Origin of the sequence: Lentzea sp. NPDC020367 (genome assembly GCF_044387305.1) — a bacterium.
In the GTDB taxonomy this organism is placed as follows: Bacteria; Actinomycetota; Actinomycetes; order Mycobacteriales; family Pseudonocardiaceae; genus Lentzea.
The window spans coordinates 226,095-252,020 of record NZ_JBIRVV010000012.1; the positions used below are offsets into that span (position 1 = coordinate 226,095).

A 25,926-nucleotide genomic window follows, 5' to 3' on the forward strand; every position below is an offset into this window, starting at 1 on the left:
CCTCCCGGTCAACCTACGGGGTGCCGGTCAACCTACGGGGGGTCCGGGGGCTTGCCCCCGGCGTGGGGTCTGGGGGCTCGGCCCCCAGAAAAACACCGAGGGCCGAGAAGATCTGCGCTTTTTGCAGATACTTCTCGGCCCTCGGAACGAGTGGAGCTGAGGGGACTCGAACCCCTGACCCTCACACTGCCAGTGTGATGCGCTACCAGCTGCGCCACAGCCCCTTGAAGGTCCACGTTCCCGGTAGGTTTCCCTGCCGTTCTCGTGTGGCAATACCGTACAACATCGACGCCACAAGATAAAAATCGGGGGTATCCAAAGCGCATTCAGGCTGGTAGGACCGGGTGATGACCGCCGGAGCACCGCTTGACCCGAAGATCGAGTGCATGGACCCCGAGGCCCGTCACGAGCTGCAGGAACAGCGTCTGCGAGCACTCGTCGACCGCCTGCTGAGCACGGACAACCTCCAGGGTTCCAGGCTGAGGGAATCGGGAGTGACGAGCGGCACAGACGTGCGGCTGGACGAGATCCACCTGCTGCCCACGATCAGCAAGCAGGACCTGTGGGACCACTATCCGTTCGGGCTGCGGATCGCGCCGCAGGAAGACATCGTGTGCGTGCACGGGTCGTCCGGCACGGGCGGCAGGCCGACGCTTATCCCCTACACCGCCAACGACGTCGAGGTCTGGGCCACGGTGATGGCCAGGGCGTTGAAGGGTGCGGGCGCGACCACGAGTTCGATCGTCCACAACGCCTACGGCTACGGGCTTTTCACCGGCGGGCTTGGGGTGCATCACGGTGGCCTGAAGCTCGGCGCCACGGTCATCCCCATGTCCGGCGGCATGACGGAGCGGCAGGTCCGGCTCATCGAGGATCTGAAGCCGGACGTGCTGTGCTGCACGCCGTCGTACGCGCTGCGGCTGGCGGAGGACCTCGGCGAGAACTCCGTCCAGGTCGGCATCTTCGGTGCCGAGCCGTGGACGGACGAGATGCGGCAGGAGATTCAGCAGCGGCTGGGCATCAGAGCGCTGGACATCTACGGGTTGTCCGAGATCATCGGGCCCGGTGTGGCGTGTGAATCCCTTGACTCCGAAGGGCTTCTCAACATCGCGGAAGATCACTTCTACCCCGAGACCGACGACGGCGAGCTCATCTTCACCACGCTCACCAAGACCGGCATGCCGCTCCTCCGCTACCGCACGGGTGACGTGGCGACCCTGCACGAACCAAAAGGCCAGCGCACGCTGAAAAGAATGAGCAAGCTCAAGGGACGCAAGGACGACATGCTCGTCATCCGGGGCGTGAACGTGTTCCCGACGGAGATCGAGGCCGTCGTGCTGGACCTCGCGAGCCCGCACTACCTGATCGTCGAGGACCGCCGGACCACCACGGCGCAGTTGCACGTGGCCGTCGAGTCCACGGAGGACGTCAAGAGCCAACTGACGAACAAGCTCAAGGAACGCCTCGGCATCACGTGCCAAGTGCACGTCCTCACACCGGGCAAGCTGCCGCGCACCGAAGTGGGCAAAGCACAACGCCTGGCCCGGTGGACCCAGGGCCAGGCGCCGATCGACGGTCTTACTTAGCCAGGTCGGACAACCAGTTCTTGTTGTCCAGGTCGACGAGCTTGCCACCCGCGGCGACGCTGGGCGTGCCGCGGAAGCGGCCCGTCTCGGCGTCCTTCAGAACAGGGTCGTTGCTGGTCTTGGACATCAGCTCGTCCAGCTGCGACTTGTAGGTCTGGTTCTGCACGCACGACTCGAAACCGGCGGCGGTCACGCCGACTTCCTTGCCCAGCTTGATGAGCTGGTCCTTGGTGTAGCCGGCGTCGCCCTCCTCGGGCTGCGAGTTGAACAGCGCCGCGTGGAACGCGTTGAACTTGCCGTCGTCGGCCACGCACAGGGCGGCGTTGGCCGACTCGGTCGAGTAGCCCTCGGGCTTCGACGCGCGGTTGAGCATCGGCAGGATGTTGTAGCGGATCTTGACCTTGCCGTCCTCGACGGCCTTCTTGATGTCGGTGCCGTAGGTCTTCTCGAACGTGCCGCAGATCGGGCACAGGAAGTCCTCGTACACGTCGACCGTCACGGTGGCCGTGTCCTTGCCGACGAGCACGGTGTTGCCGTCGCGGACGGCGGGCGCCGAGATCGTGTGGTCGGCCGGCGCCAGCGGAATGGCGTCCGTGGCCGACGTGGACGGCTTCATCTGCTGGAAGATGACGTAGCCGATGACGGCGACGGCGAGCACCGCCACGACCGCGATGCCCGCGATGACCTTCGTGCGGTCAGAGCCCGACGAACGAGCCTGGACCACCGCACGCGCGGCCTGCTTCTTCTTCCGCGCACTGCGCTCTGCTCCACCCACGGCGACGAGGGTAGCGACACAAACTAAAAGAAAGCTGAGCGCGCAATCACGCTTCCGGGTGACGCGGCTTGCCGCCGACGCGTTCGCCGGTCGGAACCTCGGCACTTTCGTCGAGGCAGCCGCACTCCGGCGCCACCGCGGCGGCCGTGTGCTCCTCCTCATGTGTGGGCAGGGTCTCGGGAGCGATGAACCAGAAGCCCACGGCCAGCAGCAGCGAGGCGCCGGTGATGGCGAACGACGCTCCGAAGCCGAACGAGTCGGCGAGCAGGCCAGCGCACATCGGGCCGATGATCGCACCCAGGTCCGTCACCATCTGGAAGCCCGCGAGCACGGGTCCGCCCTTGCCGCGCGCGCCGATGACGTCGGCCACCACCGCGTTCTGCGGCGGGTTCAGCAGGCCCGCTCCGGCGCCCGCGATCAACGACGCCGCCATGAACGTCCACAGGTCGCCGGTGAAGCCCATCCCGACCGTCGCGAGGCCGCTCACCAGGAGACCGGCGATGGCGACGGGCTTGCGGCCGCGCGTGTCGGCGATCCGGCCGGACAGGAACAGCATCGCGGCGTTGCCGGCCGCGAACACCGACATCGAGATGCCCGCCACGGCCGCGCTGTGTTCCAGCGCCTCGATGACGAACACCGGCACCAGCGAGATCCGCACGCCGAACACGGCCCAGCCGTTCGCGAACCCGGACGCCAGCGCCGCGCGGTAAGCGGGGTGCCGTGCGGCCTCACGCACCGTCATGGGCACTTCGGTGTTGGTCCTGTCCAGCGCCACCAGCGTCGACCGCCGGAGGAAGATCCAGACCACGAACGCCGCGACGCACAGCAACGCGCCGTACGACACGAACGGCACCCACAGCCCGAACGGCACCAGCCCGGCACCGATGATCGGTCCGGCGATGTTGCCGATCAGGAACCCGGCCGCCCACATCCCCGAGGCACGCCCGCGCATCGGCGCCGGTGTGATCCGGATCAGCAGCCCGAGGGCCGCGACCGTGAACATCGTCGACCCGACACCGGCGAGCGCCCGCCACGACAGCATCTCGGCGTAGCTCGTCGAGAACCCGGACATCGCGGTGCCGAACGCGACGATCAGGATCCCGACGATGTACACCCGAGGCTCGCCGAACCGGTTGACCAGCTTGCCGCTCACCGGCGCGAACGCCAGCCTCACGAACGCGAAGGTGCTGATCAGAGCCGCGACAGCGGTGTGACCGACACCGAACGAGGACGCGTACACCGGCAGAACAGGTGCCACGATCCCGAACCCCACGGCGATGATGAAGCTCGCCGCGACCAGAACCCACACCTCGACCGGCAACCGCTCGCGCACAAAGCCTCCCTTAGCCCTGCTAAGGATATGTCACGCGGCAACTAACTAACTCAATCGAGCAGCTCATCCACTCTGCGTACATATGCCGTCACCGGATAGGCGGCGACGAACCCGCACGCCTCGGCGAACCGCTCCCCCGGACCCTCGTCCACCTGCGACGCGACCAGCATCGCGCCCGACGAACGCAACGCGGAGACAGCGGACACCACCAACGACCGCCCCACGCCCCGACGCCGTCGCGCCGGACGCACCACGCACTGCTCGACCAGGCCCACACCACGTTCGGCGAAGCCCGACACGAACCCGCCGACCCGGTCGCCGTCGTCCACCACCATCACCAGGCACCGCGGGTCGTCCAGCCGATGCCCGAGCCACCGCGACAACCGCTCCCGGTTGCCGACCAGTTCATCGGACAGCAGCTCGACGATCCCGGGAACGTCCGCGTCGACCGCCCGCCGCACCCCGTCGACGGCCGAGGCGGACCCGCGGTGGACCACGGTCTGCAGCTCCTCGACCGCGTACCAGCCGGAGTCGTCGGCGATCCCCTCGATCTCGTCCACGGTGGTCGGCGAGGCGTACACGACCGCCTCCGCGCGTCCCGCCGCGGCGAACGTGTGCTCGAGCTGCAACAACGTCGACGCGACCTCGACGGACGACCCGTCCAGCGCGCAGCCGAAGTTGCCGGACGGCAGCGGGTTCTCGCGGTTGATCACCACGGCCGCGGAACCGACCTTGCCGACCTTGCCGTACCGGACGGCGCCGGACGCGAGCCGCGCCCCTTCCACCAGGATCGCGAGCGACCTCGACTGATAGGGGTCGAGCAGCTCCGGGTCGTCCGGGTCGCGCAACGGGTCAACCAACGCGGCGGTCCTTCCACTGGGCACCTGGACGCAACGCGCAGTCCAACAGGAACACCCCAATCGTCGCCCACGCCAGCGGCGCCAGCACAGCCGCGGTCCCCGGCTGCCCGGTCCGCAGCAGGAACTCGCGGTGCGGCACGGCCTGCGCGAACCACGCCAGCCACGACCACGGCGACCGCCACCGCAGCACCGGGACCAGCCCGTACGCGAGGTGCAACAGCCCCGCGGCCACCAGCAACGGACGTCCCCACGGCCCGAACATCTCCCGGAACGCCGGCTGGATGCTCTTGCGCAACGAGCGCCAGCAGTCCCCGAACGTGTCGATCCCGGAGGTCGTCAGCAACGCCGAGGCGTCGACGAACTTCACGAACCCGCCGGAGTCCCTGATCAACGTCCCGAGGCCGACGTCGTCCGCGTGGGTCCCCGCGATCGCCTCCCAGCCACCGGCGGCCTCGAACGCGGCCCGCCGCACGAGGATGCAGTGCCCAACGGCGAGCGCCGTGGCCCCGCGACCGTCCGGCGGTGAGCCCTCGAACACCAGCGTGTTGAACGCGGGCAGGAGGAACCACCAGGCAGGCCCGGTCCCGCGCGCCGACGACGACACGAGGTCCGCGCCCAGTTCGGTCGCCGTCGCCACCAGCCGTCCGACCAGGTCAGGCGTGCAGGTCACGTCGGCGTCCACGAACAACAGCCACTCTTCGTCCCGAGCGGACGCGACGCCGAGATGCATCGCGTGCGTCTTGCCCGCCCAACCAGGCGGAGGACCGGACGACTCGACCACCTCGGCACCCAGAGACCGCGCGACGGCGGCCGTTCCGTCCTCGGAAGCGTCGTCCACCACCACGACACGCACACCCGGCTGCCCGACCAGACCGGGCAACAACCGCGGCAACGTGGCTTCCTCGTTGCGCGCCGGCACGACGGCCAGGACGGACGCGTCCACAGACGACGTCGACACCTCCGGCACGTGCCTCCACTGCCGCACGGTCCGTCCGGACCGCAACACCGACAGGACCCCAGTAGCCACGCCGATCATCCCCATCCGACCACCCTGACACACTCATCGGCGTGGACCTGCCCGATCTCCCGGTGAAATCCGTTCTCCCCCAACTCCTGGAGCAACTCCAGGAGCACGGGGCCGCCGTGCTGGTCGCACCGCCGGGAACCGGCAAGACGACGCTGGTCCCGCTCGCGCTCGAAGGCAGGGTCATCGTCGCCGAACCACGGAGGATCGCCGCCAGAGCCGCCGCCGCGCGCATGGCGAGCCTGCTGGGCGAACCCGTCGGCCACACCGTGGGCTACTCGGTCAGGGGCGACCGCAAGACCAGCAGGCACACCCGCATCGAGGTCGTGACCAGCGGTCTTCTCGTCCGCAGGCTCCAGCACGACCAGGAACTGAAGGGCGTCGGCACGGTCCTGCTCGACGAGGTCCACGAACGCCACCTCGACGCCGACCTCCTGCTCGCGCTCCTCCTGGACGCCAAGGCGGGCCTGCGCCCGGACCTCAAACTCCTGGCCACGTCCGCAACCGTTGCCGCGCAACGACTCTCGGACCTGCTCAACGCACCGGTCCTGCACACCGAGTCGCGCATGTTCCCGACACCGATCACCTACGTCCCGCCTGCGCGCAACGAGCACATCGAGACCACGGTCGCGCGAGCCATCAGGAAGGCACTGTCCGAAGTGGACGGAGACGTGCTCGCGTTCCTGCCAGGCGTCCGGGAGATCAACCGCACGGCGAGCCTGCTCAACGTGGAAACCGTGATCCTGCACGGCCAGCTCAACGCCCAGACCCAGGACGCCGCCCTCAAACGCGGCACGAACCAACGGGTCGTCCTCGCCACGAGCATCGCCGAGTCCAGCCTCACGGTCCCGGGAGTCCGCGCGGTCGTCGACGCCGGCCTGGCCCGAGTACCGCGGGTCGACCACCGCCGGGGTCTCGCCGGACTCGCCACGATCCGCGTCTCCCAGGCCGTCGCCGAGCAACGCGCCGGGCGAGCCGGACGTGAGGCCCCCGGCCGCGTCTACCGCTGCTGGCCGGAACACGAGCACTCGACGCTCCCCCGCTACCCGGAACCGGAGATCAAGACCGCCGACCTCACCAGGCTCGCCCTCGAACTGGCGGTCTGGGGCACTCCGGACGGCAGCGGCCTGAACTGGTGGGACGCCCCGCCGGAGGGCGCGCTCAAGGCGGCGCAGGAGACCCTCGACGCCATCGGCGCCCTCGCCCCCGATCGCCGTGACCGCATCGCGAGCGTCGGCCTGCACCCGCGGCTCGGCCGCGCCCTCATCGACGGCAGCGCGCTCGCGGGCAACCGGACCGCCGCCGAGGTCGTGGCGCTGCTCGACGACAGCACGCACACCTCCACGACCGACCTCGCGACCGCGCTGAAGGCCCCCGGCAAGTGGCGCCAGGAGGTCAGGAAGCTGGAGAAGCTCGGCTCCAACCCGGCGGGCAACGGCGACCCGGCGCTGGTCGTCGCCCTCGCCTACCCGGAACGGCTGGCGAAACGCCGCTCCAAGAACAGCAACGTCTACCTGATGGCGAACGGCACGGCCGTCGAGCACACCGACTCGCAGTTCCAGTGGCTGGCGGTCGCGATCGCCGACCGCGAACCGGGCAGCAAGCACGGCCGCGTCCGCCTCGCCGCGCCGGCCGACGAGGAACTCGCCGTCACCGCCGCGGCAGCCCTCGTGCACACGGTCGACGACATCCGCTGGAACGGCGACGTCATCGCCAACGAGGTCCGCAAGCTCGGCGCCATCAGCCTCGGCGAACGCAAGCTCAACGACCTCGCCAAGTCGCAGCAGGCACTCCGCCTCGGCCTTGAAGCCGAAGGCCTGGGCCTGCTCAAGTGGACCGACGCCGCCGAACGCCTGCGCGAACGCATGGCGTTCCTGCACCGGACCCGCGACTGGCCGAGCGTCGACGACGAGCACGTGATCCGCGCGATCGATCTCGGCAAGGCGAAGAAGCGCTCCGACCTGGCCAAGATCGACACGGTGGCGTTGCTGCGGAGTCTGCTGCCGTGGCCGGAGGCGGCGGAGTTCGACAAACTCGCCCCGGAACGCATCGGCCAGGGCAAAGTCGACTACACGCAGGACCAGCCCGCCCTGCACGTCCGGCTCCAGGACGCCATGAAGTGGGCCGACACGCCGCTCATCGCCGGAGTTCCGGTGGTGGTGCACCTGCTCTCCCCCGCCGGCCGTCCCACCGCCGTGACCAGCGATCTCAGGTCGTTCTGGCGCAACGGCTACCTGCGGGTGCGCAGCGAGCTCAAGGGCCGCTATCCCAAGCACCACTGGCCGGAACGCCCTTACGACAAAGGTAATAACAACAAGAGCTGAACCGAGTCACCACAATCTCGTTGAACCATTAGGAATCGAACAACGTTATTCTGGGCTATGGCGCACATCGCGGTCTTCCTCATGCCTGAACGCGGACATGTCCTGCCCGCGCTCGGGCTGATCGCCGAGCTGGTGCGCCGAGGCCATCGGGTGAGCTGCCCGGTCACCGCGCGGTTCGCCCCCGCCATCGCGGAGTGCGGCGCGACCGCGATCGACTACGAGTCGACGCTTCCCGGCGAGCTGCCGGAGTCGCTCTACGACGCCGCGCAGCTCGCGCTCACCGAGGCCGAGTCGGCGTTGCCACAGCTGGAGGACAGGTTCCGCGACGACCGGCCGGACGTCCTCGCCTGGGACATCGCGGCGTGGTCCGGCGGGGTCATCGCGCACCGCCTGGACGTGCCGAACGTGCTGCTGGAAGTCCTCCTGACCAGCAACGAGCACTGGTCGCTCGGCACCTCGGTGGTGCCGCCGCGCCGGTTCGACCCGGCCGCGATCAGGTTCTTCACCAGGGTGCACGGCTTCGTCGGCAGCTCGCTGCCGGAGTTCGTCTCGGGCGCGCGCCGGCGGATCGCGTTGTTCCCGAGGGAGTTCCAGCCGCAGGGCCACACGTTCGACGAGCGCTTCGCCTTCACCGGCCCGTGCCTGACCGAACGCGCTTTCCAGGGCACGTGGACACCGCCGCCCGACAGGCCGGTCGTGCTCGCGACGACCGGTACGCAGATCTGCGCGGACGCGGCCCGCGGAATGCCGTGGCACCTGGTCACGAAAGGCAAGGTTCTCAGTCCCGCGATGAACGTCGAAACGCACGAGGAAGTGCCGCAACTGGCCGTCCTGGAACACGCCGACGTGTTCATCACGCGTGGCGGCATGGGCGGCGTGATGGAGGCGCTGCACCACGGCGTCCCGATGATCGTCGTGCCGCACATGACCGACCAGCGGCTGCACGGCCAGCGCGTCGAGGAGCTCGGGCTCGGTGTGCTGCTCGACACGGTGACCGTGGAGGGGGTGCGCTCGTTGGTGAGTCAACTGACGTCGGATTCCGCGATCTCCGCGCGGGTGAAGGACATGCGGCGCATGATTCACCAGGCGGGCGGCAGCGCGGCTGCCGCGGACGTCGTCGAGGAGGAACTGGCGCGGTGAGACGGATCTGGGACGACGCGGTCCGCACGCTCGGTGGCGCACCGGACGTGGGCGATCTGATGGAGCGCTACGCCGAGCCGCATCGGACCTACCACAACACCTTCCACGTGATGTCCGTCGTCCGCGACTCGTCGGCGCTGGCCGACGCGTTCGCGTTCACCGTGGAGGAGCGCTCGATCCTCGCGCTGGCGGCCTGCGCGCACGACGTGATCTACGACGGCAAGCCCGGCGAGGACGAACGCGCGTCGGCCGCCTGGGCACGGGAACGCCTGGCCGGTGTGGAGGAAGAGCACATCGCGCGCGTGGAGTCGTTGGTGCTGGCCACGATCACGCACTCGTCCAGCGACCCGCTGGCGCACGTGCTGCTCGACGCCGACCTGGCCATCCTCGGCTCGGAACCGGAGCACTACGAGCGCTACAGCCAGGCCGTGCGCCAGGAGTACTCGCAGTACGACGAACCGACCTGGCGCGCCGGTCGCAGCCGCGTGGTGAAGACGTTGCTCGACCGCGAGGTGCTGTTCGTGACCGAGCCCGCGCGGCAGCTCTGGGACGCCGCCGCGCGGACCAACCTGGCGCGCGAGCTTCAGTCCCTGGGGTAGAGGACCTTCGTCGCGGTCGTGAAGCGCTTCACCGTCTCCGGGATCGGTTCGACGCCGATGCCCGGCCCGGCCGGTACGTGCATGAAGCCGTCCTGGAGCTCGAACGGTTCGGTGAGGTCCTCGGCGAAGTACCGGCGGGACGCGGACACGTCGCCGGGCAGCACGAACCCGGGCAACGCGGCCAGCGCCAGGTTCGGCCCGCGCCCGATGCCGGTCTCGAGCATTCCGCCGCACCACACCGGAATCCCGTGCGCCACCGCGACGTCGTGGATCCGGCGTGCCTCCAGGTAGCCGCCGACCCGTGCGGGCTTGACGTTGATCACCCGGCACGCGTCGAGCGCGATGGCCGTCGCCGCGTCCCTGGCGGAGGTGATCGACTCGTCCAGGCAGATCGGCGTGCGGATCCGTTGCGCGAGCAGCGAATGCCCGCGGATGTCGTCCTCGTCGAGCGGTTGTTCCATCAGCAGCAGGCCGAACGCGTCCAGCTTTCGCAGGTGTTCGGCGTCAGCCAGCGCGTACGCGGTGTTGGCGTCGACCTGCAGCAGGATGTCGCCGAACCGCTCGCGCACGGCCCGCACCGGTTCGACGTCCCAGCCCGGCTCGATCTTGAGCTTGATCCGCGCGTAGCCCTCGGCCAGGTAGCCCTCGACGTCGGCGATCAGCTCGGGGATCGAGTTCTTGATCCCGACCGACACCCCGGCGGGCACCTTCGTGGCCGTGGCACCGAGGAAGGTGCCGATGGACATCCCGAACGACCGGAGCTCGGCGTCCAGGATCGCGGTCTCCAGCGCGGCTTTGGCGAGCTTGTGACCCTTGATCGCCTCGGTCCTGGGCGCGACCTCCGCGGCCGTGATCTCAGGTGTCACCCGCGGCACGAGGTGGTGCTCCAGCACCAGTTCCGCGGCGCCGACGAACTCCGAGCAGTACAGCGGTTCCGGGTCGGCGGCGAACTCCGACCAGCCCTCCGCCGCGTCCGTGACGACCCGCAGCAGGAACGTGTCCTTGGTCGTCATCGTCCCGAACGACGTGCGGAACGGCGACACCAGTGGAATCGCGACGTGCAGCAGCTCGATCCGTTCGATCTTCATCGGCGCTCCAGCTCGTACCAGCCCTCGCGGGACATCGACGTGGCGACGTAACCCTGCTCGAAGGCGTCGACGAACACCCCGCGCACCGCCTCCCGCCACTGCCGCGCCAACGCCGCGGACTCCTTGCGCACCTGCACCACATCGCGCGGCACCCGGCACCAGATCCGTTCGCCGTCCGTGCGCGCCAACGGTTCCCCGTCGGGTGCGGTCTCGACGACCTCACCGGCGGGCACCGACTCGTGCGGCTCGCGGGACTCGGTGAGGTCCCAGCGCACGGTCAGCCGATCGGTCTCGTCGCCGTCGTTCACGCCGTCGCGCATCGGCCCGTAGAAGTCCACTGTGTACTCGGTGACGATCGCCCCGAGCTTGACCAGGTTGAACCGGGCGTTGCGCGACACCAGCGGGTCGTAGGTCCAGCGCATCGACTTCGCGCCGAGCCCGACCGCCCAGTCCTTCTGCGCGAGCTTCAACGGATGCCCGACGCCGGTCCGCGCGGCCGCGATCATCGAGTACACCGAGCCGTCCGGGCAGAAGAGGCCCGTCGTGGCGCCGATCAGCTCGTCACCGTCGAACGCCCCGATCGTCGCGCCGCCCGCGTGCCGGACGCAGTGCAGCGTCTCCGAGGACAGCACGTCCTCGGTGGTGTCCCAGACCTCGGCGTAGTACCTGGCGGCGCGGGCGATGCCGGCGACGTCACTGATCACCTGGAACCGCAAGGCGAGCCTTCCTGACGCTGTACCCGAAGTAGATGACGAACCCGAGGACCATCCAGCCGAGGAACGCGATCCACGTGTCCAGCCCGAGGCTGAACATCATGTAGACGCAGAACCCCAGGCCCACCAACGGCGTCACGGGCGAGAACGGCACCCGGAAGGTGCGCTTGCGGTCCGGTTCGGTGCGCCGCAGGATGATCACCGCGATGTTGACCAGCGCGAACGCGAACAGCGTGCCGATGCTCGTCGCGTCGGCCAGCGACCCCAGCGGCACCAGCGCGGCCAGCACACCGATGAACAGGCCGACGACGACCGTGTTCACGAACGGCACCCCGGTCTTCGGACTCAGCCTCGCGAAGATCGACGGCACCAGCCCGTCCCGCGACATGGCGTACAGGATGCGCGTCTGTCCATAAAGAACGGTCAGCACCACCGACGTGGTCGCCACGACAGCACCGATCGACAGCAGGATCGGCCAGATCGCGCCGTCGACGTTGTCGGTCAGCACCCGGCTCAGCGCCGCCTCCGTGCCCTCGAACGTCTGCCACGGCATGGCACCCACGGCGGCCAGGGCGACCGCGCAGTACAGCGCGGTGATCACGACCAGCGAGATGATGATCGCGCGCGGCAGGTCGCGCTGCGGGTTCTTGGCCTCCTCACCGGCGGTCGACGCGGCGTCGAACCCGATGTAGGAGAAGAACAACGTGGCCGCGCCGGCGCTCATCCCGGCCAGCCCCAACGGGAACAGCGGCTGCAGGTTGCCGGCCTTCAACGCGGTGAACGCGACGGCGCAGAACATCAGCAGCGCGCCGATCTTCACCCACACCAGGATCGTGTTCGTGCGCGCACTGCCCTTGGAGCCACCGAGCAGCACCAGCATCGCGATGACCACGATCGCCACGGCCGGGATGTTGACGACCCCGCCCGCACCCGGCGGCTGGCTCAGCACGTCCGGAATCCGCAGTCCCGTCACGAGGTGCAGCAACTCGTTGACGTACTGCCCCCACCCGACCGCGACCGCCGCGACCGAGACCCCGTACTCCAGCACCAGACACCAGCCGCAGACCCAGGCGACGATCTCGCCGAGCGTCGCGTAGGTGTAGGAGTACGACGAGCCGGACGCGGGGATCAGGCCCGCGAGCTCGGCGTACGACAGCGCGGAGAACAACGCGGTGATGCCGGCCAGCACGAACGACAACACGATGGCGGGCCCGGCGAGCGGCACCGCCTCTCCCAGCACGACGAAGATGCCGGTGCCGAGCGTGGCCCCGATGCTGATCATCGTGAGGTGCCCGACGCCCATGGTGCGCTTGAGCTCGCTGCCAGGATGAGTCAGCTGGTCGATCGGCTTGCGCCGCAACACCCGCGCCCCGATGCGCTGTTCGTTGCTCATCAGGCCACCGTAACGCCCAGCCAGGTGGCTATCGGCCCCCAACAGGGCGGAACGTGCGGCGATATGTGTCCGGTGGCACACCGACGGTCCGGTGGAAGTGCCGCCGCAACGTCGCGGCGGTGCCCATCCCGGACGCCTCCGCGATCTGGTCCACGCTGTCGTCCGTCATCTCCAGCAACTCCTGCGCGCGCCGGATCCGCTGGGTGTGCAGCCACTGCAACGGCGTGGTGCCCGTCACGGCCCGGAAGAGCCGAGCGAGGTGCCGCGAACTCATGCTGGCCTGCCGCGCCATGTCCTCGACGGTGATCATCTGGTCGAACCGCGCCGACACCCAGTCGAACAACTCGGTGAGCGGATGCCCTTCCCCCGACGGCACCGGCGCGAGCACGAACTGCGCCTGCCCACCGTCCCGATGCGGCGGCACGACCAGCCGGCGCGCCGCCGTGTTGGCCGTCGCGGCGCCGTGGTCGTTGCGGATCACGTGCAGGCTCAGGTCGATCGCCGCCGCCTTGCCCGCACTCGTCAGCACCTGCCCGTTGTCGACGTACAGCACGTCCGGATCGACCTCGACCCGTGGATACCGCCTGGCCAGCTCGTCGGTGTGCCCCCAGTGCGTCGTGGCCCGAAGCCCGTCGAGCAACCCGGCCTCCGCCAGCACGAACGCACCGGTGCACAACGAGACGATCCGCGCCCCTTCGTCGTGAGCCGCTCTCACAGCCTGAACCAGCGCCACGTCCAGCGGCTCATCCACGTCCTCGATCGCAGGCACGACCACCGTGTCCGCACTCCGCAACCGGTCGAGCGGCAGGTCGGGCTCCACCGTGAACTTGCCGAGACGCACCGGCCCGTCCGCGCAGATCCGCACCTCGTAGCCGAGCTGCGGGGCGGTGAAGATCTCGTACGTGGCGGTCAGCTCGAAGTGCAGCATCCCGCCCGTCACAGCAAACGCCAGCATGTCCGAAACTGTACGCATCGTGTCGTTCCAGACACTAGCCCCCGCCCACCCCCAGGACTTGAATGGTCCACATGGGACACAAGATCGCGGTCTACGGCGCGTCGGGCCACACGGGACGATTCGTCCTGGCAGAACTGGAAAAGCGCGGCCACACCCCACTCCCGTTCGGCCGCGCCCAGGCCACGGCGGACAACCCCGAAGCTCTCGACCGCGCCCTGTCCGGTGCCGACGCCGTGATCAACACGGCGGGCCCGTTCGCGACGACCGCCCTCCCCCTGCTCGCCGCGGCGGAACGCGCCGGCATCCCGTACGTCGACGTGGCGGCGGAGATCGAGGCGAACGCCGACACGTTCGCCCGAGGCGCCTCGATCCCGGCGGTCCCCGCGATGGCCTTCTTCGGCGGCCTGGCCGACCTCCTGATCACCACCGCGATGGCCGGCTGGACCACGGCGGACGAGGCGCACATCGCCTACGGCCTGAGCGGCTGGCAGCCCACCGCAGGCACCATCACCGCAGGTCAGGTCTCCAGAGACCGACGTGAAGGCCACCGAGTCCGGTTCCGCGACGGCGAACTCCAGTACCACCAGGACGCCCCGCGCCCACCCCAGAACTGGCAGTTCTCGGACGGCGAGCGCGAGGTCATCGCCGAGTTCTCGATGGCCGACGTCGTCACGGTCCCCAGCCACCTGAAAATCCAGTCGGTGACCAGCTACATGTCGACGGAAGCGACCACCGGCCTCCAAGCAGCAGAAGCCCGACAGACCCCAGAAACCTTCGAGGTGGACGTCCGCGTAAATCGATCGGGTGAGGAACGCCGCCTGACCGCATCCGGCAAGGACATCTACGCCGTGAGCGCCCCTCTGGCAGTAGAAGCAACAGAACGCCTGCTGACCAACCGCTACAACATCACCGGCGTCGCCTCAGCAGGCGCGATGTTCAACGCCCCGGACTTCCTGGCGTCCCTCACCGAGTTCATTCAGACCAGGGACTGTTCTTGATGACGTCCACGAAGTCCGTGCGCCGGAACGAGGGATCGAAGTGCGCGAGCACGTCGTCGTTCATCGTCCCGTACGTCGTGTCGGGCCGATGGGCCATCCCGTCGTAGAACGCCCGCAGAATCCGATTCTTGAAGTCAGGCCGAGGGTGCAAGGCAACCACCTCTGCCCGCTGCTCCTCACTCAACTCGTCGAGCCCAAGCCCGAGCACGTCGGTCTTCACCCCCAGCGCCACCGCGAAGACCTCAGGCGACAGGTGCTCCGGCACCTCGGGAGTCGTGTGCAGCGCAATCGCCAGCCACACGTTGCGCGCGTCCGCCTCAGACCGCCCGTGCTCCAACAGGAACCTCCGCGCAACCTCAGCACCGTCGATCTCAAAGCGCCGATCCTCAGACGCGTACTTCTGGATCAACCCAAGATCGTGGAACAGCCCACCCACGTAGGCCAGCTCCAAATCGACGTCCAACCCGCGCGCGGCAGCCTTCAACGCTCCCCACAGGAACACCCGCCGCGAGTGGTGGAACAACGTGTCGTCAGCGGCCTCGCGCACCAACGACGTGGCCGCCCGAACCAGTTCCGTATCAGGAACAACAACCCCAGCAACAACTTCTGACATGCCCCAATCGTCAACTCGGCGCCCCCACTCGCCCACTGTCAATCAGGACCGCCACCCCACAGATGTGGACATGCGCGCCCGGTACTCGCTGGGCGACACCCCAAGCCTGGCCACGAACACCCGCCGCATCGTCTCGGAACTCCCGAACCCGGCCTGCCGAGCGGCCTGCGCCACCCCAAGACCAGCGTCCAACAGCGCCTTCGCGTGATCCAGCCGAACCTGCTCGACAAACCGCGCAGGCGTCGTGTCCAACTCGCTGACGAACATCCGCGCCAGGTGCCGGGCACTCACACCGACCCGTGCCGCCAGATTCCCGGCGCTGTGGTCCAACGCAGGCTGAGCCGACACGAGGTCCACCACCTCCCGCAACACCGGTGTGCTGGGCCGCCGAACCTCCAACGGCGCCGAGAACTGCGACTGCCCGCCAGGCCGCTGCATGAACATCACCAAGCTGCGAGCGACCGTCCGAGCCAGGTCAGCCCCGTAATCCCGCTCGACCAACGCCAACGCCAGATCCATCCCCGCGGACACCCCGGCAGACGTGAAGACCCCGCCGTCCTCCACGAAGATCGCGTCGGCCAGCACCTCGACGTCCGGATACCCGCGAGCCAGCCGCCCAGCCTGCTTCCAGTGCGTGGTGGCCCGCCGCCCGCTCAGCACCCCGGCCGCAGCCAGCGCGAACGACCCGGTGCAGATCGAGACAAGCCGCCGAGCCCGAGGCGCCAACTCACGAATCGCGGCAACCAACTCAACGGGCACGGGAAGCCGTCCCAAGGCCTCGCCCCCGGACACGATGACGGTGTCAGCCTCGGCAACGTCACCCGCCACCCCGTCCACCGGCAGCCGAATCCCGACAGACGTCGTGACCGCCTCCCCGGACGGCGACACGTAGCGAATCGAGTAGTCGGCACCGGCCAGATTGGCCTCGGCGAACACCTCGGCGGGCCCGGTGACGTCGAGCATCTTCATCCCGTCGAAAACGACGAAGACAACGTCCCGCCCCACCACCCCTCCCAACGCCCTGACCTGCGGATTCCAGAACTCCTGCAAGCCCGGCCACGTAGCGTCCCCACGTACACGAAAGCACGGAGGGAACCTCGGATGCGGATCTTCACCCGGCTGGGCATCGCCCTGCTGGCCATCGCGGCACTGGCAACGACGACGGCGAGCGTGGCCTCAGCCACCACCGATTTCACGGTGGCCAACATCTACTACGTAGACGGCAACCAGTAAACCCACGCCAACGACGCACCCGCCCTCGGACAACGAAAACACGGAGCGACTTCACATGCGGATCTTCACCCGGCTAGGCGTGACCCTGCTGGCCATGGCAGCTCTAGCGACGACCACAGCAGGCGTGGCCTCGGCGGCGCCCACCGGCTACGCGGTGAACGTCTTCCACAGCTCGGGCGTGCTGGCCGCCAGCGGCAACGGCAACCTGGCCTGGTCCACGTCCCGCCGAACGGTGACCGTGACCACCCCGTCCCTGGGCATCTCAGCCGGCGAGTGGGCAGACGTGGAACTGACAGGGCACCAGGGCAACAAGACGGTCACCAAGCCGAAGTGGGCTCAGGGAGACCGCCGGAACAAGAGCTCCGCGGTCGTACAAATGGGCACGTTCTCCCTGACCACGACCACTCCGGGCGGAATCGAGTTCGTCCGAATCACAGTCCGCGACATCGACCACCAAATCGTCCGCACAGTCGACTGCTACTACTACGAGCCCTACTGCCCATAACCAACACCCGACGGCCCCATGATGGGCCGCCAAGTCGCGAAGCGACGAGGCGGCCGGGGGTCCGGGGGCTTGCCCCCGGCGTGGGGGTCTGGGGGCTCGGCCCCCAGAAGACGCCCGAGAACGAGAAACGGTGAGTGCTGTCCACGAACAGCACTCACCGATCGAGTGGAGGTGCCGGGAATCGAACCCGGGTCCTGTGCCGGTTCATCAGGGCTTCTCCGTGTGCAGTCCGCTGTGTCTCTGCTTGACCCCACCTGTCACGCGAACGAGCAGGTGTGACGGGCCCAGTCGCTGTGAGTTTCCCGAACAGTCTCCGCGACCGAGACTGCAGGTAAGCCCTCTAGCTGATGCCGGGAACTAGGCCGAAGGCACTCCTAGGCCGACAACCGCTAGCTCCGCTGTCAGGCAGCGAGAGCGTACGCGGTGCGCTTGTCGTTAGACGTGGCGCTTATTGGTTTGCGATGACGCTTAACGGTGGTCTCTCGCCTGCACCGACACGCTTCCCCTGAATCAACGTCCACAGTCGAAACCGTTCACCCCCTGGTAGTGGTTGCACCTAGCATAACGACTGGGGCCAACGAGTTCTTCCCGAGGCAGGTAGGGCTGTCCCCACCTCCGACCGGATAGCTAGCCAGATGGTCTCTGACCAGCGGGAACGACACCATGGACGTCATGAGGAAACCGAACGCGCTCGCAGCCGGGTTCTACCTGCTGACCAACCTGGTGACCGGCATCTTCTGGTTCACCCTCCTGGTCGTGCTGACGGTGGTCGGGTTCGCCACAGCGATCGTCTGGGTGGGCATCCCGCTGCTGTGGCTCGCGATGAACGTCGTGCGGGGTGGCGCGACGTTGGAGCGGTCGTGGGTCAGGGCGGCGCTGCGCACTGACATCCCCAGCCCGTACCGCGAGCCGGCGACGGGCACATTGTGGCAGCGCTGGAAGGCGCAGTTCACCGATCCGGCGACCTGGCGCGACTACGGCTACCTGTTGCTCCTCCTGCCGATCGGCATCGTGGAGTTCGCGACCGTGCTCGCGATGTGGGTCGCGGTGGCGGCGTTCCTGGCGGTGCCGTTCTGGATCGGCGAGGCGCCGTTCGCGGTGATCGTCGGCGAGTTCTGGACGATCGACTCGTTCGTGTCGGCGTTGCCGGTCTCGCTGATCGGGCTGGCGTTGATCCCGTTCGCCGTTCTCGGCACCAGGGCGCTCGGCACGGTGCACGGCAAGTTCGCGCGGGGCATGCTCGGTCCGACGCGGGCCGACGCGCTGGCGATCGAGGCGGAGCGGTTGTCGTCGAGCCGGGCCCGCGGGGTGGAGGCGGCCGAGGCGGAGCGCCGGCGCATCGAACGCGATCTGCACGACGGCGCGCAGCAGCGCCTCGTGGCCGTGGCGATGGGGCTGGGCCGGGCGAAGTCCAAAATGGACTCCGATCCGGAGGGTGCCGCGGAGCTCATCGCGGAGGCGCACGCGGACGCGAAGCTCGCCATCAAGGAACTGCGGGACCTGGCGCGGGGCATCTACCCGTCGGTCCTGGGCGACCGGGGGCTCGACGCCGCGTTGTCCGCGCTCGCCGCCCGTGTGCCGATCGAGGTCGAGTTGCAGGTCGACGTGGAGCCGCGGCCGCCGACGTCGGTGGAGAGCGCCGCGTACTTCACCGTCGGCGAGGCGCTCACGAACATCACCAAGCACTCCAACGGCACCAGGGCGACCGTGCGGGTCAACAGGGTGGACACCGGGGTGCTGGTCGAGGTCACCGACAACGGTCAGGGTGGCGCGGAGCTGAAGCCGGGCGGCGGACTCGCCGGGCTCGCGGACCGTGCCGCCACGATCGACGGTGTGGTTGTCGTCGTCAGCCCCGTTGGTGGGCCGACCGTTATTCGAGCGGAGTTGCCGTGCGCGTGGTGATCGCCGAGGACTCGGTGCTGCTGAGGGAGGGCGTGCAACGCCTGCTCGCCGACGAGGGCATCGAGACCGTCGCGGCGGTGGAGAACGGCGACATGCTGCTCGACGCCGTGACCGAGCACAGGCCCGACCTGTGCGTGGTGGACGTGCGGATGCCGCCGACGTTCACCGACGAGGGTCTGCGGGCCGCCATCGAGTGCCGCCGCCGCTATCCCGGGCTGCCGGTGCTGGTGCTGTCGCAGTACGTCGAGGAGCGCTACGCCGTGGAACTCCTCGCGGGCGGTGCCAGTGGTGTCGGATACCTGCTCAAGGAACGGGTGGCGGACGTGAAGGAGTTCGTCGACGCGGTGCGGAGGGTCGCCGACGGCGGCACGAGCATCGACCACGAGGTGATCACGCAGCTCATGGTGCGCAGCAAGAAGAGCCCCGTCGACTCGTTGACGCCCCGCGAACGCGAGGTGCTCGGGCTGATGGCGCAGGGACTGTCCAACACGGCCATCGCCAACACGCTCGTGGTGTCCGACGGCGCCGTCGAGAAGCACGTCGGCAACATCTTCGCGAAGCTCGGCCTGGAGCCGTCGAACTCCGAGCACCGCCGCGTGCGGGCCGTGCTCGCCTATCTCGACAGCTGAAGCAGACGGGCGCCGTTGTCGTGCAGGATCGCCTGCTCGGCGGCGGCGTCCAAGCCCCACGACCTGATGGCGTCGATCTGCACCTCGTAGGGGTACGGGATGTTCGGGAAGTCGGTGCCCAGCACCACCCGGTCCACGAGCCCCGCGATCCGGGAACGCCAGTCGGCCGGCAACGGCGTCATCTGCTCGGTGAACGGAACGCCCACCATCGTGGTGTCGACGTGCACGTTCGGATAGCGCTCGACCAGGTCCAACGCGCCTGAGTAGTCCGGCATCCCCGCGTGCGCGACGACCGCCGTCAGCCGCGGGTGCTTCTTCAGCACTTCCTCGAACACGCCGAGCCCGGTGAACTCGCCCGGCATCGGCCCGTCGCCGCAGTGCACCACGACCGGTACTCGGGCCTCCGCGAGCTGACCCCAGACGCCGTCCAGCAGCGCGTCACGCGGGTCGTAGCCGCCGACCTGGACGTGCGACTTGAAGCACCGTGCGCCGGCTTCCAGGGCTTTGCGCACGTACGCCTCCGCGCCCGGTTCCGCGTAGAACGTGCCCGTCGGCACCGCCTCGGGAACCCGTGCCGCGAAGTCGGCGACCCACTCGTTCAGCCACTGCGCCATCCCCGGCTTGTGCGGGTAGAGCAGGGGTGCGAACGCGACGACGCCCAGCTCCCGCAGTGCGGTGAGCCGGGCGTTCTCGTCAGTGCGGTACCGGATGCTCCAGTCGACACCGGACTCGCGGACGCGGTCGAAGTACGCCCAGACCTTGTCGAGGACGTTCTGCGGCATGAAGTGGACGTGGACGTCCACCAACGCCATCAGTACCGGCCCTTCAACGCCCGTCCGTGCGCCTTCGCGATCTCGCGGTTCGCGTCGCGCTTCGCCAGGTCCTGGCGCTTGTCGTAGGACTTCTTGCCCTTCGCCAGCGCGATCTCGACCTTGACGTAGCCGTCCTTGAAGTACATCTGCAGCGGCACGAGCGACAGACCGGACTCCTTGGTCTTGCCGATCAGCCGCTCGATCTCGCTCTTGTGCAGCAGGAGCTTGCGCTTGCGCCGGACCTCGTGGTTCGTCCAGGTGCCCGCGACGTACTCCGGGATGTGCAGCGCGTGCAGCCAGATCTCGCCGTCGTCGACCTGGGCGAAGGCGTCCACCAGGGACGCCCGTCCCATGCGCAGGCTCTTCACCTCGGTGCCGACGAGCTGAATGCCCGCCTCGTAGGTGTCCAGAATGGACCAGTCGTGCCGAGCCTTGCGGTTCGACGCGATGACCTTCTGCCCGCGTTCCTTGACCATGACGACCAGTTTAGGTGCTCGGCAAAATTCTTAAAGCCGCACGTAGAGGCGGAGTGTCACGTAGCCGGTGGTCGCCGAGATGACGACCGCGACGAGGAACAGCCAGGGCGACACGATCAGGATGTCCAGGTACCCGATCGGCGGGATGATGCCCGACTCGGTGAGGTTCCTGGTGATCCGGTCGAGGAAGAACGCCTTGAACAGCACCAGGCCGCCGACCGCGGTGACCGAGCCGATGATGCCCGCGACGACCGCCTCGATGAGGAACGGCAGCTGCGTGTACCACCGCGTCGCGCCCACCAGGCGCATGATGCCGACCTCGACGCGGCGCGTGAACGCCGACACCTGGATGGTGTTCGAGATCAGCAGCAGCGCGGCGAACGCCTGGATGAGCGCGAGGATCAGGGCGACGTCGCGCATGCCGTTGAGGCCCTCGAAGAACCGCTCCAGGAACTTGCCCTGGTCGTCGACGCCCTTCACACCGGGCTTGCCCTCGAAGGCCTGCTTGATGACGTCGGTGCGCTCCGGGTCCTCGAGCTTCACGCGGAACGTCGCCGGGATGGCTTCCGGCCGCGCGAGCTTGAGCAGCTCCGGCTGCGCCTCGAAGATCTTCTTGAAGCGCTCGAAGCCCTCGTCGCGGTTCTGGTACACGACGGACTCGACACCCGAGGTCTGGTCCAGGGCGGAACGCAGGCCCGCGCACGGCTGCTGGGTGCAGTCCTTGTCGTTGGCGCTGACGTCGTTCGTCAGCAGCACGGAGACCTCGAGCTTGCCCGCGTAGTTGGCCTGCATCTTGTCGACCATGCGGACGACGAGCAGACCACCGCCGAGCAGCCCGAGCGAGATGGCGGTCGTGAGGATCATCGCGATCGTCATCGTGACGTTCCGGCGAAGTCCGGTGATGACCTCGCTGAACACGAAGCTGGTACGCATCGGGGGCGGGGTTCCTTGGGGTTCGGGGGCTTAGGGACGCTTAACGGCCAACGCCGTAAACGCCGCGCGCGTCATCACGGACGACCTTGCCGTACGCGAGCTCCACCACTCGGCGGCGCATCGAGTCGACGATGCCGTGGTCGTGGGTCGCCATGATGACGGTCGTGCCGGTGCGGTTGATCCGCTCCAGCAGCAACATGATGTCCTGGCTCGTGTCGGGGTCCAGGTTTCCGGTCGGCTCGTCGGCGATCAGCACCAGCGGGCGGTTCACGAACGCACGGGCGATCGCGACGCGCTGCTGCTCACCACCGGACAGCTCGGTCGGGAACCTGTCCTCCTTGCCGTCGAGACCCACCAGCTGCAGCACCTCCGGCACCACCTTGACGATGGTGTTGCGGGGCTTGCCGATGACCTCGAGCGCGAACGCGACGTTCTCGGCGACCGTCTTCGTGGGCAGAAGGCGGAAGTCCTGGAACACGCAGCCGATGGACTGACGCAGGCGGGGGACCCTGCGCCGCGACATCTTGGCGACGTCGAAGTTGGAGACGTAGACGCGTCCCCTGGTCGGCACCTCTTCGCGCAGCAGCAGACGCAGGAACGTCGACTTGCCGGACCCGGAAGGCCCGATCAGGAAGACGAACTCGCCCTTCTCCATCTCGACGGACACGTCGTCGAGCGCAGGACGCGTGGAGGTCTTGTAGACCTTGGAAACGTGTTCGAGACGAATCACGAGGCGCGAGTCTACTCATGGCCGGGGTAAAGCCCCCGTTCCGGTTAACTTCCGCACCGGAACGGCCGGTCAGTCCCACCAGTGGAACAGGGCCTGACCGGTGTTTTCAGGCTTCCAGTAGGCCAGATCGCGTACCGACACGTGCGGGTGATCCGGGTGACTGAACGGTCGCTCCGCGTCGTCCTTGGACAGCACGGTGAAGCCCTCGAACCGCCTGACCACCGCAGCTAGTTCCGGCTCGTCGACGAAGACCAGCGACCAGTCGGAGCCCACGCTGAAGGACTCGGTCACCACGACCGAGCCGTCGTCACGCGAACAGAGCATCGCGACCGTGCGGTCGCGGTAGGTGATGAGGGCCTGGTGGAAGTTCGGAGTCACGTCTTCGGCGGGCGTGAACGCCGACAGCCGCCCACCGGTTCGGCGGGCGGCTTCGTGGACCAGGCTCTTGAACTCGCTTACGCCTGCTGGGACTGCTTGCGCCACCGGATGCCGGCCTCGAGGAAGTCGTCGATCTCACCGTCGAGCACGGCGGACGGGTTGCCGACCTCGTGGTTGTTCCGCAGGTCCTTGACCATCTGGTACGGGTGCAGCACGTAGGAGCGCATCTGGTTGCCCCAGCTGGAGCCGGAGTCCTTCAGCGCGTCCATCTTGGCCTGCTCCTCCTGCCTGCGGCGTTCGAGGAGCTTGGCCTGCAGGACGTTCATGGCCGTGGCCTTGTTCTGCAGCTGCGAGCGCTCGTTCTGGCAGGACACCACGATGCCGGTCGGGATGTGCGTGAGGCGCACCGCCGAGTCCGTCGTGTTGACGCCCTGACCACCGGGGCCGGACGAGCGGTAGACGTCGACGCGCAGGTCCTTCTCGTCGATCTCGACGTGGTCGGTCTGCTCGACGACGGGCACGACCTCGACGCCGGCGAACGACGTCTGGCGGCGGCCCTGGTTGTCGAACGGCGAAATGCGCACGAGACGGTGCGTGCCCTGCTCGACGCTCAGCGTGCCGTAGGCGTACGGGGCGCTGATGCGGAAGGTGGCGGACTTGATGCCCGCTTCTTCGGCGTAGGACGTGTCGAACACGTCGACGCCGTAGTTGTGCCGCTCAGCCCAGCGGGAGTACATGCGCAACAGCATCTCGGCGAAGTCCGCGGCGTCGACGCCACCGGCCTCGGCGCGGATGGTGATCAGCGCGTTGCGCTCGTCGTACTCGCCGGACAGCAGCGTGCGCACTTCCAGGCTCGCGATCTCTTCGCGGAGCTTGGCCCGGTCGTTGTCCGCGTCGGCCGCCGCGTCCGCGTCCTCTGCCTCTTCGGCGAGTTCGTAGAGCAGCGGCAGGTCGTCGAGACGCGAACGCAGGCCGGTCACGCGCCGCAGCTCACCCTGCTTGTGCGAGAGCGCGCTGGTGACCTTCTGCGCCTTCTCCTGGTCGTCCCAGAGGTCGGGGCGGGTCGCCTGCGCCTCCAGGTCCGCGACAGCGGCGCGCAACGCATCGAGGTCCAGCACCGCCTCGATGCTCGAAAGAGTGGCGGAGAGGTCCTTGATGTCTGCTTCGACGTCCGGGTTCACGCAAAAAGATTACGCCAGCACCGGCCGCCGTACGCGACCGGTGCTCACTGGCGCTCTCTTGTTACGCGGTGGGGATCGCGTCGAGCAGCTTGAGAACGGCCTTGGCGTGAGCGAGACCGAACTCGGCCACCGCCTTGGCGTAGGGGTCCTCCGCCGTCTTGGCGGCGCTCTTCGCGCTCTCCTGTTCCTGACCGTACGTCGAACGCGCGGTCGTGATCAGGGATTCACGCTGCTTCGCGGTCAGCGAACCGGCGTGCACCAGACGAAGGATGAGCGGGCTGCGCAGGTGGTCCGGGCCAGGCTCGGACAGCAGCCAGTTCTTGAAGGCCTTCTTGCCCGCGGCCGTCAGCACGTACTGCTGACTGGACCGCGGTCCCTGCTTGCCGAGGCGCAGCAGGCCTTGGTCAGCCAGCGCGGGCAGCTCGCGGTACACCTGGGAGCGGGTCACGCTGAAGAACGCGCCGAAGCGGTCTCCTGCCTCCGCCACCAACTGGCCACCGGTCTTGGGTCCGTCGTGCAGCAGCCCGAGCAGGGCGGCTGCGGTCGCATTCAGGTCTGACACAACGACAACGTTCCCACGTCTGGGGGAAGCTGTCCACAATGGTCAGCCGTTCTGTCCACAGTGGCTGATCACCGGGCTAGTCTGATGGGCCATGCGGAGCAACGAAAAGTCTCGCTGAGTAAGCGGCAGTTTTCAGACCTCACGCGTTTGGCCGCTTGACCGTCCGTGTCCATCCCGGATGGAAAAGTCCTTTCGCAGAAACGAAAGTCCCCCGCTCTCACTCGATCGGCGGTACGAGCTCACCGGCCGAAGCCACCCGAATGGACGGTCGGGGTGCAACGTCGCACGACCCGGTGATGTCGGCGCAGACCCCTTTCCCACGCCCGCCGTTGCGGGAAAATGATCATTGCCAGGCAGCGGTGCGAGACGACGGAGGTCGGGGACCCATGAAGAACCTGAACTTGAAGTGGCTGGACCACAAGAAGGTGGCGGCGCACACGAGGGCGTGGGTGACGGGGGGCATCCCGGAGCAGGCCGGCAAGGACGAGTGCATGGTGTGCGGCAAACAGATCCGCAAGCACCGCACCGTCAACGGTGAAGGCCGCATCTGCTCCAGCATGCTGTGCGCCCAGTACTGGGCGGAGAACATGACCTGAACGACCCCACCCACCCCACCCACGGAGTCCTGGGGCCTTGCCCGACTGGCCACCTACGGGGGTCTGGGGGCTTGCCCCCAGGGTGGGGTTTGGGGGCTCCGCCCCCAATGTAAATGCGAAAAAGTCCTGTTCGCGATCTCCGCGAACAGGACTTTTCCTACTTTGTAGCGGGGACAGGATTTGAACCTGCGACCTCTGGGTTATGAGCCCAGCGAGCTACCGAGCTGCTCCACCCCGCGCCGCTTCTTGCTTGTCTTGCTGTTGTAAGTAGAACTATACACCCTCTGGAAACCCGTTTTTACCACCCCCCTCTAAACGAGGTTTTCGCAGTTCAGGGGCAGTGTGGGCGCCGTGCGTGCCAGTTGCGTCGAGGAAACCTGCGGCTGGCCGAGATCGTGGATGTAGTTGTCGAGGTAGTTGCGCTAAAGCAAGAAGCCCGGAACCTGATGGCTCCGGGCTTCTTCCTTTGTAGCGGGGACAGGATTTGAACCTGCGACCTCTGGGTTATGAGCCCAGCGAGCTACCGAGCTGCTCCACCCCGCGTCGGTATGAATAGAACCTTACGCGGAGCGGAGCAGGAAAAGCAAA

At 67.9% G+C, this 25,926-nt stretch carries 27 protein-coding genes, 3 tRNA genes and 1 other RNA gene; 10 read left to right on the forward strand and 21 right to left on the reverse strand.

What is annotated here, in order from left to right; genetic code table 11:
• Nucleotides 1-151: 151 nt before the first annotated feature.
• Nucleotides 152-224, reverse strand: a tRNA-Ala gene (locus tag ACH413_RS37150).
• 123 nt (nt 225-347) lie between these two features.
• Here ACH413_RS37150 and ACH413_RS37155 point away from each other — a divergent pair.
• Complete coding sequence (locus tag ACH413_RS37155) at nt 348-1,586, forward strand: phenylacetate--CoA ligase (protein ID WP_360039715.1); 1,239 nt, start codon at nt 348-350, stop codon at nt 1,584-1,586.
• Here ACH413_RS37155 and ACH413_RS37160 read toward each other — a convergent pair.
• From ACH413_RS37160 to ACH413_RS37175, 4 genes are read right to left on the reverse strand one after another with little or no spacing between them, the layout of a single operon-like run.
• Nucleotides 1,579-2,361, reverse strand: a complete 783-nt coding sequence (locus ACH413_RS37160; protein WP_360039713.1) for a thioredoxin domain-containing protein — start codon at nt 2,359-2,361, stop codon at nt 1,579-1,581. The two genes, ACH413_RS37155 and ACH413_RS37160, sit on opposite strands and share 8 nt — an antisense overlap.
• A gap of 46 nt (nt 2,362-2,407) precedes the next feature.
• Nucleotides 2,408-3,694, reverse strand: a complete 1,287-nt coding sequence (locus tag ACH413_RS37165; protein WP_360039710.1) for an MFS transporter — start codon at nt 3,692-3,694, stop codon at nt 2,408-2,410.
• Nucleotides 3,695-3,744: 50 nt separating this feature from the next.
• The gene (locus tag ACH413_RS37170) at nt 3,745-4,554 is read right to left on the reverse strand and encodes a GNAT family N-acetyltransferase (RefSeq protein ID WP_360039707.1); all 810 of its coding nucleotides are present in this window, start codon (nt 4,552-4,554) and stop codon (nt 3,745-3,747) included.
• Entirely contained in the window at nt 4,547-5,596 is a 1,050-nt protein-coding gene (locus ACH413_RS37175; protein ID WP_360039704.1) for a glycosyltransferase family 2 protein, read from the reverse strand. Before ACH413_RS37175 ends, ACH413_RS37170 begins: the two co-directional genes overlap by 8 nt.
• A gap of 26 nt (nt 5,597-5,622) precedes the next feature.
• Here ACH413_RS37175 and hrpB point away from each other — a divergent pair, with 26 nt between their 5' ends.
• The 3 genes from hrpB to ACH413_RS37190 are packed head-to-tail and all read left to right on the forward strand — an operon-like array spanning nt 5,623 to nt 9,641.
• On the forward strand, nt 5,623-7,902 hold the full coding sequence (gene hrpB / locus ACH413_RS37180; protein WP_360039701.1) for an ATP-dependent helicase HrpB: 2,280 nt from the start codon (nt 5,623-5,625) through the stop codon (nt 7,900-7,902).
• A 57-nt stretch (nt 7,903-7,959) separates the two neighbouring features.
• On the forward strand, nt 7,960-9,042 hold the full coding sequence (locus tag ACH413_RS37185; protein ID WP_360039698.1) for a macrolide family glycosyltransferase: 1,083 nt from the start codon (nt 7,960-7,962) through the stop codon (nt 9,040-9,042).
• Nucleotides 9,039-9,641 (forward strand): hypothetical protein, encoded by a 603-nt coding sequence (locus tag ACH413_RS37190; RefSeq protein ID WP_360039695.1) that lies wholly within the window; start codon nt 9,039-9,041, stop codon nt 9,639-9,641. The genes ACH413_RS37185 and ACH413_RS37190 overlap by 4 nt, the downstream gene beginning before the upstream one ends.
• Here ACH413_RS37190 and menC read toward each other — a convergent pair.
• Genes menC through ACH413_RS37210 form a run of 4 tightly spaced genes read right to left on the reverse strand, consistent with a single transcriptional unit; the run spans nt 9,626 to nt 13,790 of the window.
• Complete coding sequence (gene menC, locus ACH413_RS37195; protein ID WP_360039692.1) at nt 9,626-10,729, reverse strand: o-succinylbenzoate synthase; 1,104 nt, start codon at nt 10,727-10,729, stop codon at nt 9,626-9,628. The two genes, ACH413_RS37190 and menC, sit on opposite strands and share 16 nt — an antisense overlap.
• A complete protein-coding gene (locus ACH413_RS37200; RefSeq protein WP_360039689.1) occupies nt 10,726-11,445 on the reverse strand; it encodes a hypothetical protein in 720 nt (239 codons plus the stop codon). Before ACH413_RS37200 ends, menC begins: the two co-directional genes overlap by 4 nt.
• Nucleotides 11,423-12,835: an amino acid permease gene (locus ACH413_RS37205; RefSeq protein WP_360039687.1), complete on the reverse strand. Its 1,413-nt coding sequence runs from the start codon at nt 12,833-12,835 to the stop codon at nt 11,423-11,425. Before ACH413_RS37205 ends, ACH413_RS37200 begins: the two co-directional genes overlap by 23 nt.
• A 28-nt stretch (nt 12,836-12,863) precedes the next feature.
• The gene (locus tag ACH413_RS37210) at nt 12,864-13,790 is read right to left on the reverse strand and encodes a helix-turn-helix domain-containing protein (protein WP_396425450.1); all 927 of its coding nucleotides are present in this window, start codon (nt 13,788-13,790) and stop codon (nt 12,864-12,866) included.
• Between the two features lie 71 nt (nt 13,791-13,861).
• Here ACH413_RS37210 and ACH413_RS37215 point away from each other — a divergent pair, with 71 nt between their 5' ends.
• Nucleotides 13,862-14,788 (forward strand): saccharopine dehydrogenase NADP-binding domain-containing protein, encoded by a 927-nt coding sequence (locus ACH413_RS37215; RefSeq protein WP_360039681.1) that lies wholly within the window; start codon nt 13,862-13,864, stop codon nt 14,786-14,788.
• On the opposite strand, the gene ACH413_RS37220 is transcribed toward ACH413_RS37215, so the two are convergent.
• Both ACH413_RS37220 and ACH413_RS37225 read right to left on the reverse strand, forming a co-directional pair.
• A complete protein-coding gene (locus ACH413_RS37220) occupies nt 14,763-15,437 on the reverse strand; it encodes an HD domain-containing protein (protein ID WP_360040297.1) in 675 nt (224 codons plus the stop codon). The two genes, ACH413_RS37215 and ACH413_RS37220, sit on opposite strands and share 26 nt — an antisense overlap.
• A 6-nt stretch (nt 15,438-15,443) precedes the next feature.
• A complete protein-coding gene (locus ACH413_RS37225) occupies nt 15,444-16,406 on the reverse strand; it encodes a GlxA family transcriptional regulator (RefSeq protein ID WP_360039678.1) in 963 nt (320 codons plus the stop codon).
• Between the two features lie 96 nt (nt 16,407-16,502).
• On the opposite strand from ACH413_RS37225, the gene ACH413_RS37230 reads away from it, so the two are divergent.
• Both ACH413_RS37230 and ACH413_RS37235 read left to right on the forward strand, forming a co-directional pair.
• The gene (locus ACH413_RS37230; protein ID WP_360039676.1) at nt 16,503-16,634 is read left to right on the forward strand and encodes a hypothetical protein; all 132 of its coding nucleotides are present in this window, start codon (nt 16,503-16,505) and stop codon (nt 16,632-16,634) included.
• Nucleotides 16,635-16,689: 55 nt separating this feature from the next.
• The gene (locus ACH413_RS37235; RefSeq protein WP_360039673.1) at nt 16,690-17,139 is read left to right on the forward strand and encodes a hypothetical protein; all 450 of its coding nucleotides are present in this window, start codon (nt 16,690-16,692) and stop codon (nt 17,137-17,139) included.
• A 163-nt stretch (nt 17,140-17,302) separates the two neighbouring features.
• Here ACH413_RS37235 and ssrA read toward each other — a convergent pair.
• Nucleotides 17,303-17,680: a transfer-messenger RNA gene (ssrA, locus tag ACH413_RS37240) on the reverse strand.
• Nucleotides 17,681-17,802: 122 nt separating this feature from the next.
• Here ssrA and ACH413_RS37245 point away from each other — a divergent pair.
• Nucleotides 17,803-19,041, forward strand: coding sequence for a sensor histidine kinase (locus tag ACH413_RS37245; protein WP_396425454.1), 1,239 nt, complete (start codon nt 17,803-17,805; stop codon nt 19,039-19,041).
• Nucleotides 19,029-19,670, forward strand: coding sequence for a response regulator transcription factor (locus ACH413_RS37250; protein ID WP_360039668.1), 642 nt, complete (start codon nt 19,029-19,031; stop codon nt 19,668-19,670). Before ACH413_RS37245 ends, ACH413_RS37250 begins: the two co-directional genes overlap by 13 nt.
• Here the strand turns inward: ACH413_RS37250 and ACH413_RS37255 are convergent.
• The 7 genes from ACH413_RS37255 to ACH413_RS37285 all read right to left on the reverse strand — a co-directional run bounded on the left by ACH413_RS37255 (nt 19,655) and on the right by ACH413_RS37285 (nt 24,742).
• Nucleotides 19,655-20,482: an amidohydrolase family protein gene (locus tag ACH413_RS37255; RefSeq protein ID WP_360039665.1), complete on the reverse strand. Its 828-nt coding sequence runs from the start codon at nt 20,480-20,482 to the stop codon at nt 19,655-19,657. The genes ACH413_RS37250 and ACH413_RS37255 overlap by 16 nt on opposite strands.
• Nucleotides 20,482-20,958, reverse strand: a complete 477-nt coding sequence (gene smpB / locus ACH413_RS37260; protein WP_093598230.1) for an SsrA-binding protein SmpB — start codon at nt 20,956-20,958, stop codon at nt 20,482-20,484. The genes ACH413_RS37255 and smpB overlap by 1 nt, the downstream gene beginning before the upstream one ends.
• Before the next feature lie 30 nt (nt 20,959-20,988).
• Nucleotides 20,989-21,891 (reverse strand): permease-like cell division protein FtsX, encoded by a 903-nt coding sequence (gene ftsX / locus ACH413_RS37265; RefSeq protein ID WP_360039663.1) that lies wholly within the window; start codon nt 21,889-21,891, stop codon nt 20,989-20,991.
• A 40-nt stretch (nt 21,892-21,931) separates the two neighbouring features.
• Nucleotides 21,932-22,621 carry a cell division ATP-binding protein FtsE gene (gene ftsE, locus ACH413_RS37270; RefSeq protein ID WP_086666930.1) on the reverse strand — a complete coding sequence of 230 codons (690 nt, stop codon included), beginning with the start codon at nt 22,619-22,621 and terminating at the stop codon, nt 21,932-21,934.
• A 69-nt stretch (nt 22,622-22,690) separates the two neighbouring features.
• Nucleotides 22,691-23,104, reverse strand: a complete 414-nt coding sequence (locus ACH413_RS37275) for a hypothetical protein (RefSeq protein WP_360039660.1) — start codon at nt 23,102-23,104, stop codon at nt 22,691-22,693.
• Nucleotides 23,077-24,180, reverse strand: coding sequence for a peptide chain release factor 2 (prfB, locus tag ACH413_RS37280; protein WP_360039657.1), 1,104 nt, complete (start codon nt 24,178-24,180; stop codon nt 23,077-23,079). Before prfB ends, ACH413_RS37275 begins: the two co-directional genes overlap by 28 nt.
• 61 nt (nt 24,181-24,241) lie before the next feature.
• A complete protein-coding gene (locus tag ACH413_RS37285; protein ID WP_030470382.1) occupies nt 24,242-24,742 on the reverse strand; it encodes a PadR family transcriptional regulator in 501 nt (166 codons plus the stop codon).
• Nucleotides 24,743-25,128: 386 nt separating this feature from the next.
• Here ACH413_RS37285 and ACH413_RS37290 point away from each other — a divergent pair, with 386 nt between their 5' ends.
• The gene (locus ACH413_RS37290) at nt 25,129-25,338 is read left to right on the forward strand and encodes a hypothetical protein (protein WP_089922009.1); all 210 of its coding nucleotides are present in this window, start codon (nt 25,129-25,131) and stop codon (nt 25,336-25,338) included.
• Between the two features lie 165 nt (nt 25,339-25,503).
• Here the strand turns inward: ACH413_RS37290 and ACH413_RS37295 are convergent.
• Together ACH413_RS37295 and ACH413_RS37300 are read right to left on the reverse strand one after the other, a co-directional pair.
• Nucleotides 25,504-25,577 (reverse strand) — tRNA-Met (locus tag ACH413_RS37295).
• Between the two features lie 230 nt (nt 25,578-25,807).
• Nucleotides 25,808-25,881 (reverse strand) — tRNA-Met (locus tag ACH413_RS37300).
• Nucleotides 25,882-25,926 lie beyond the last annotated feature (45 nt).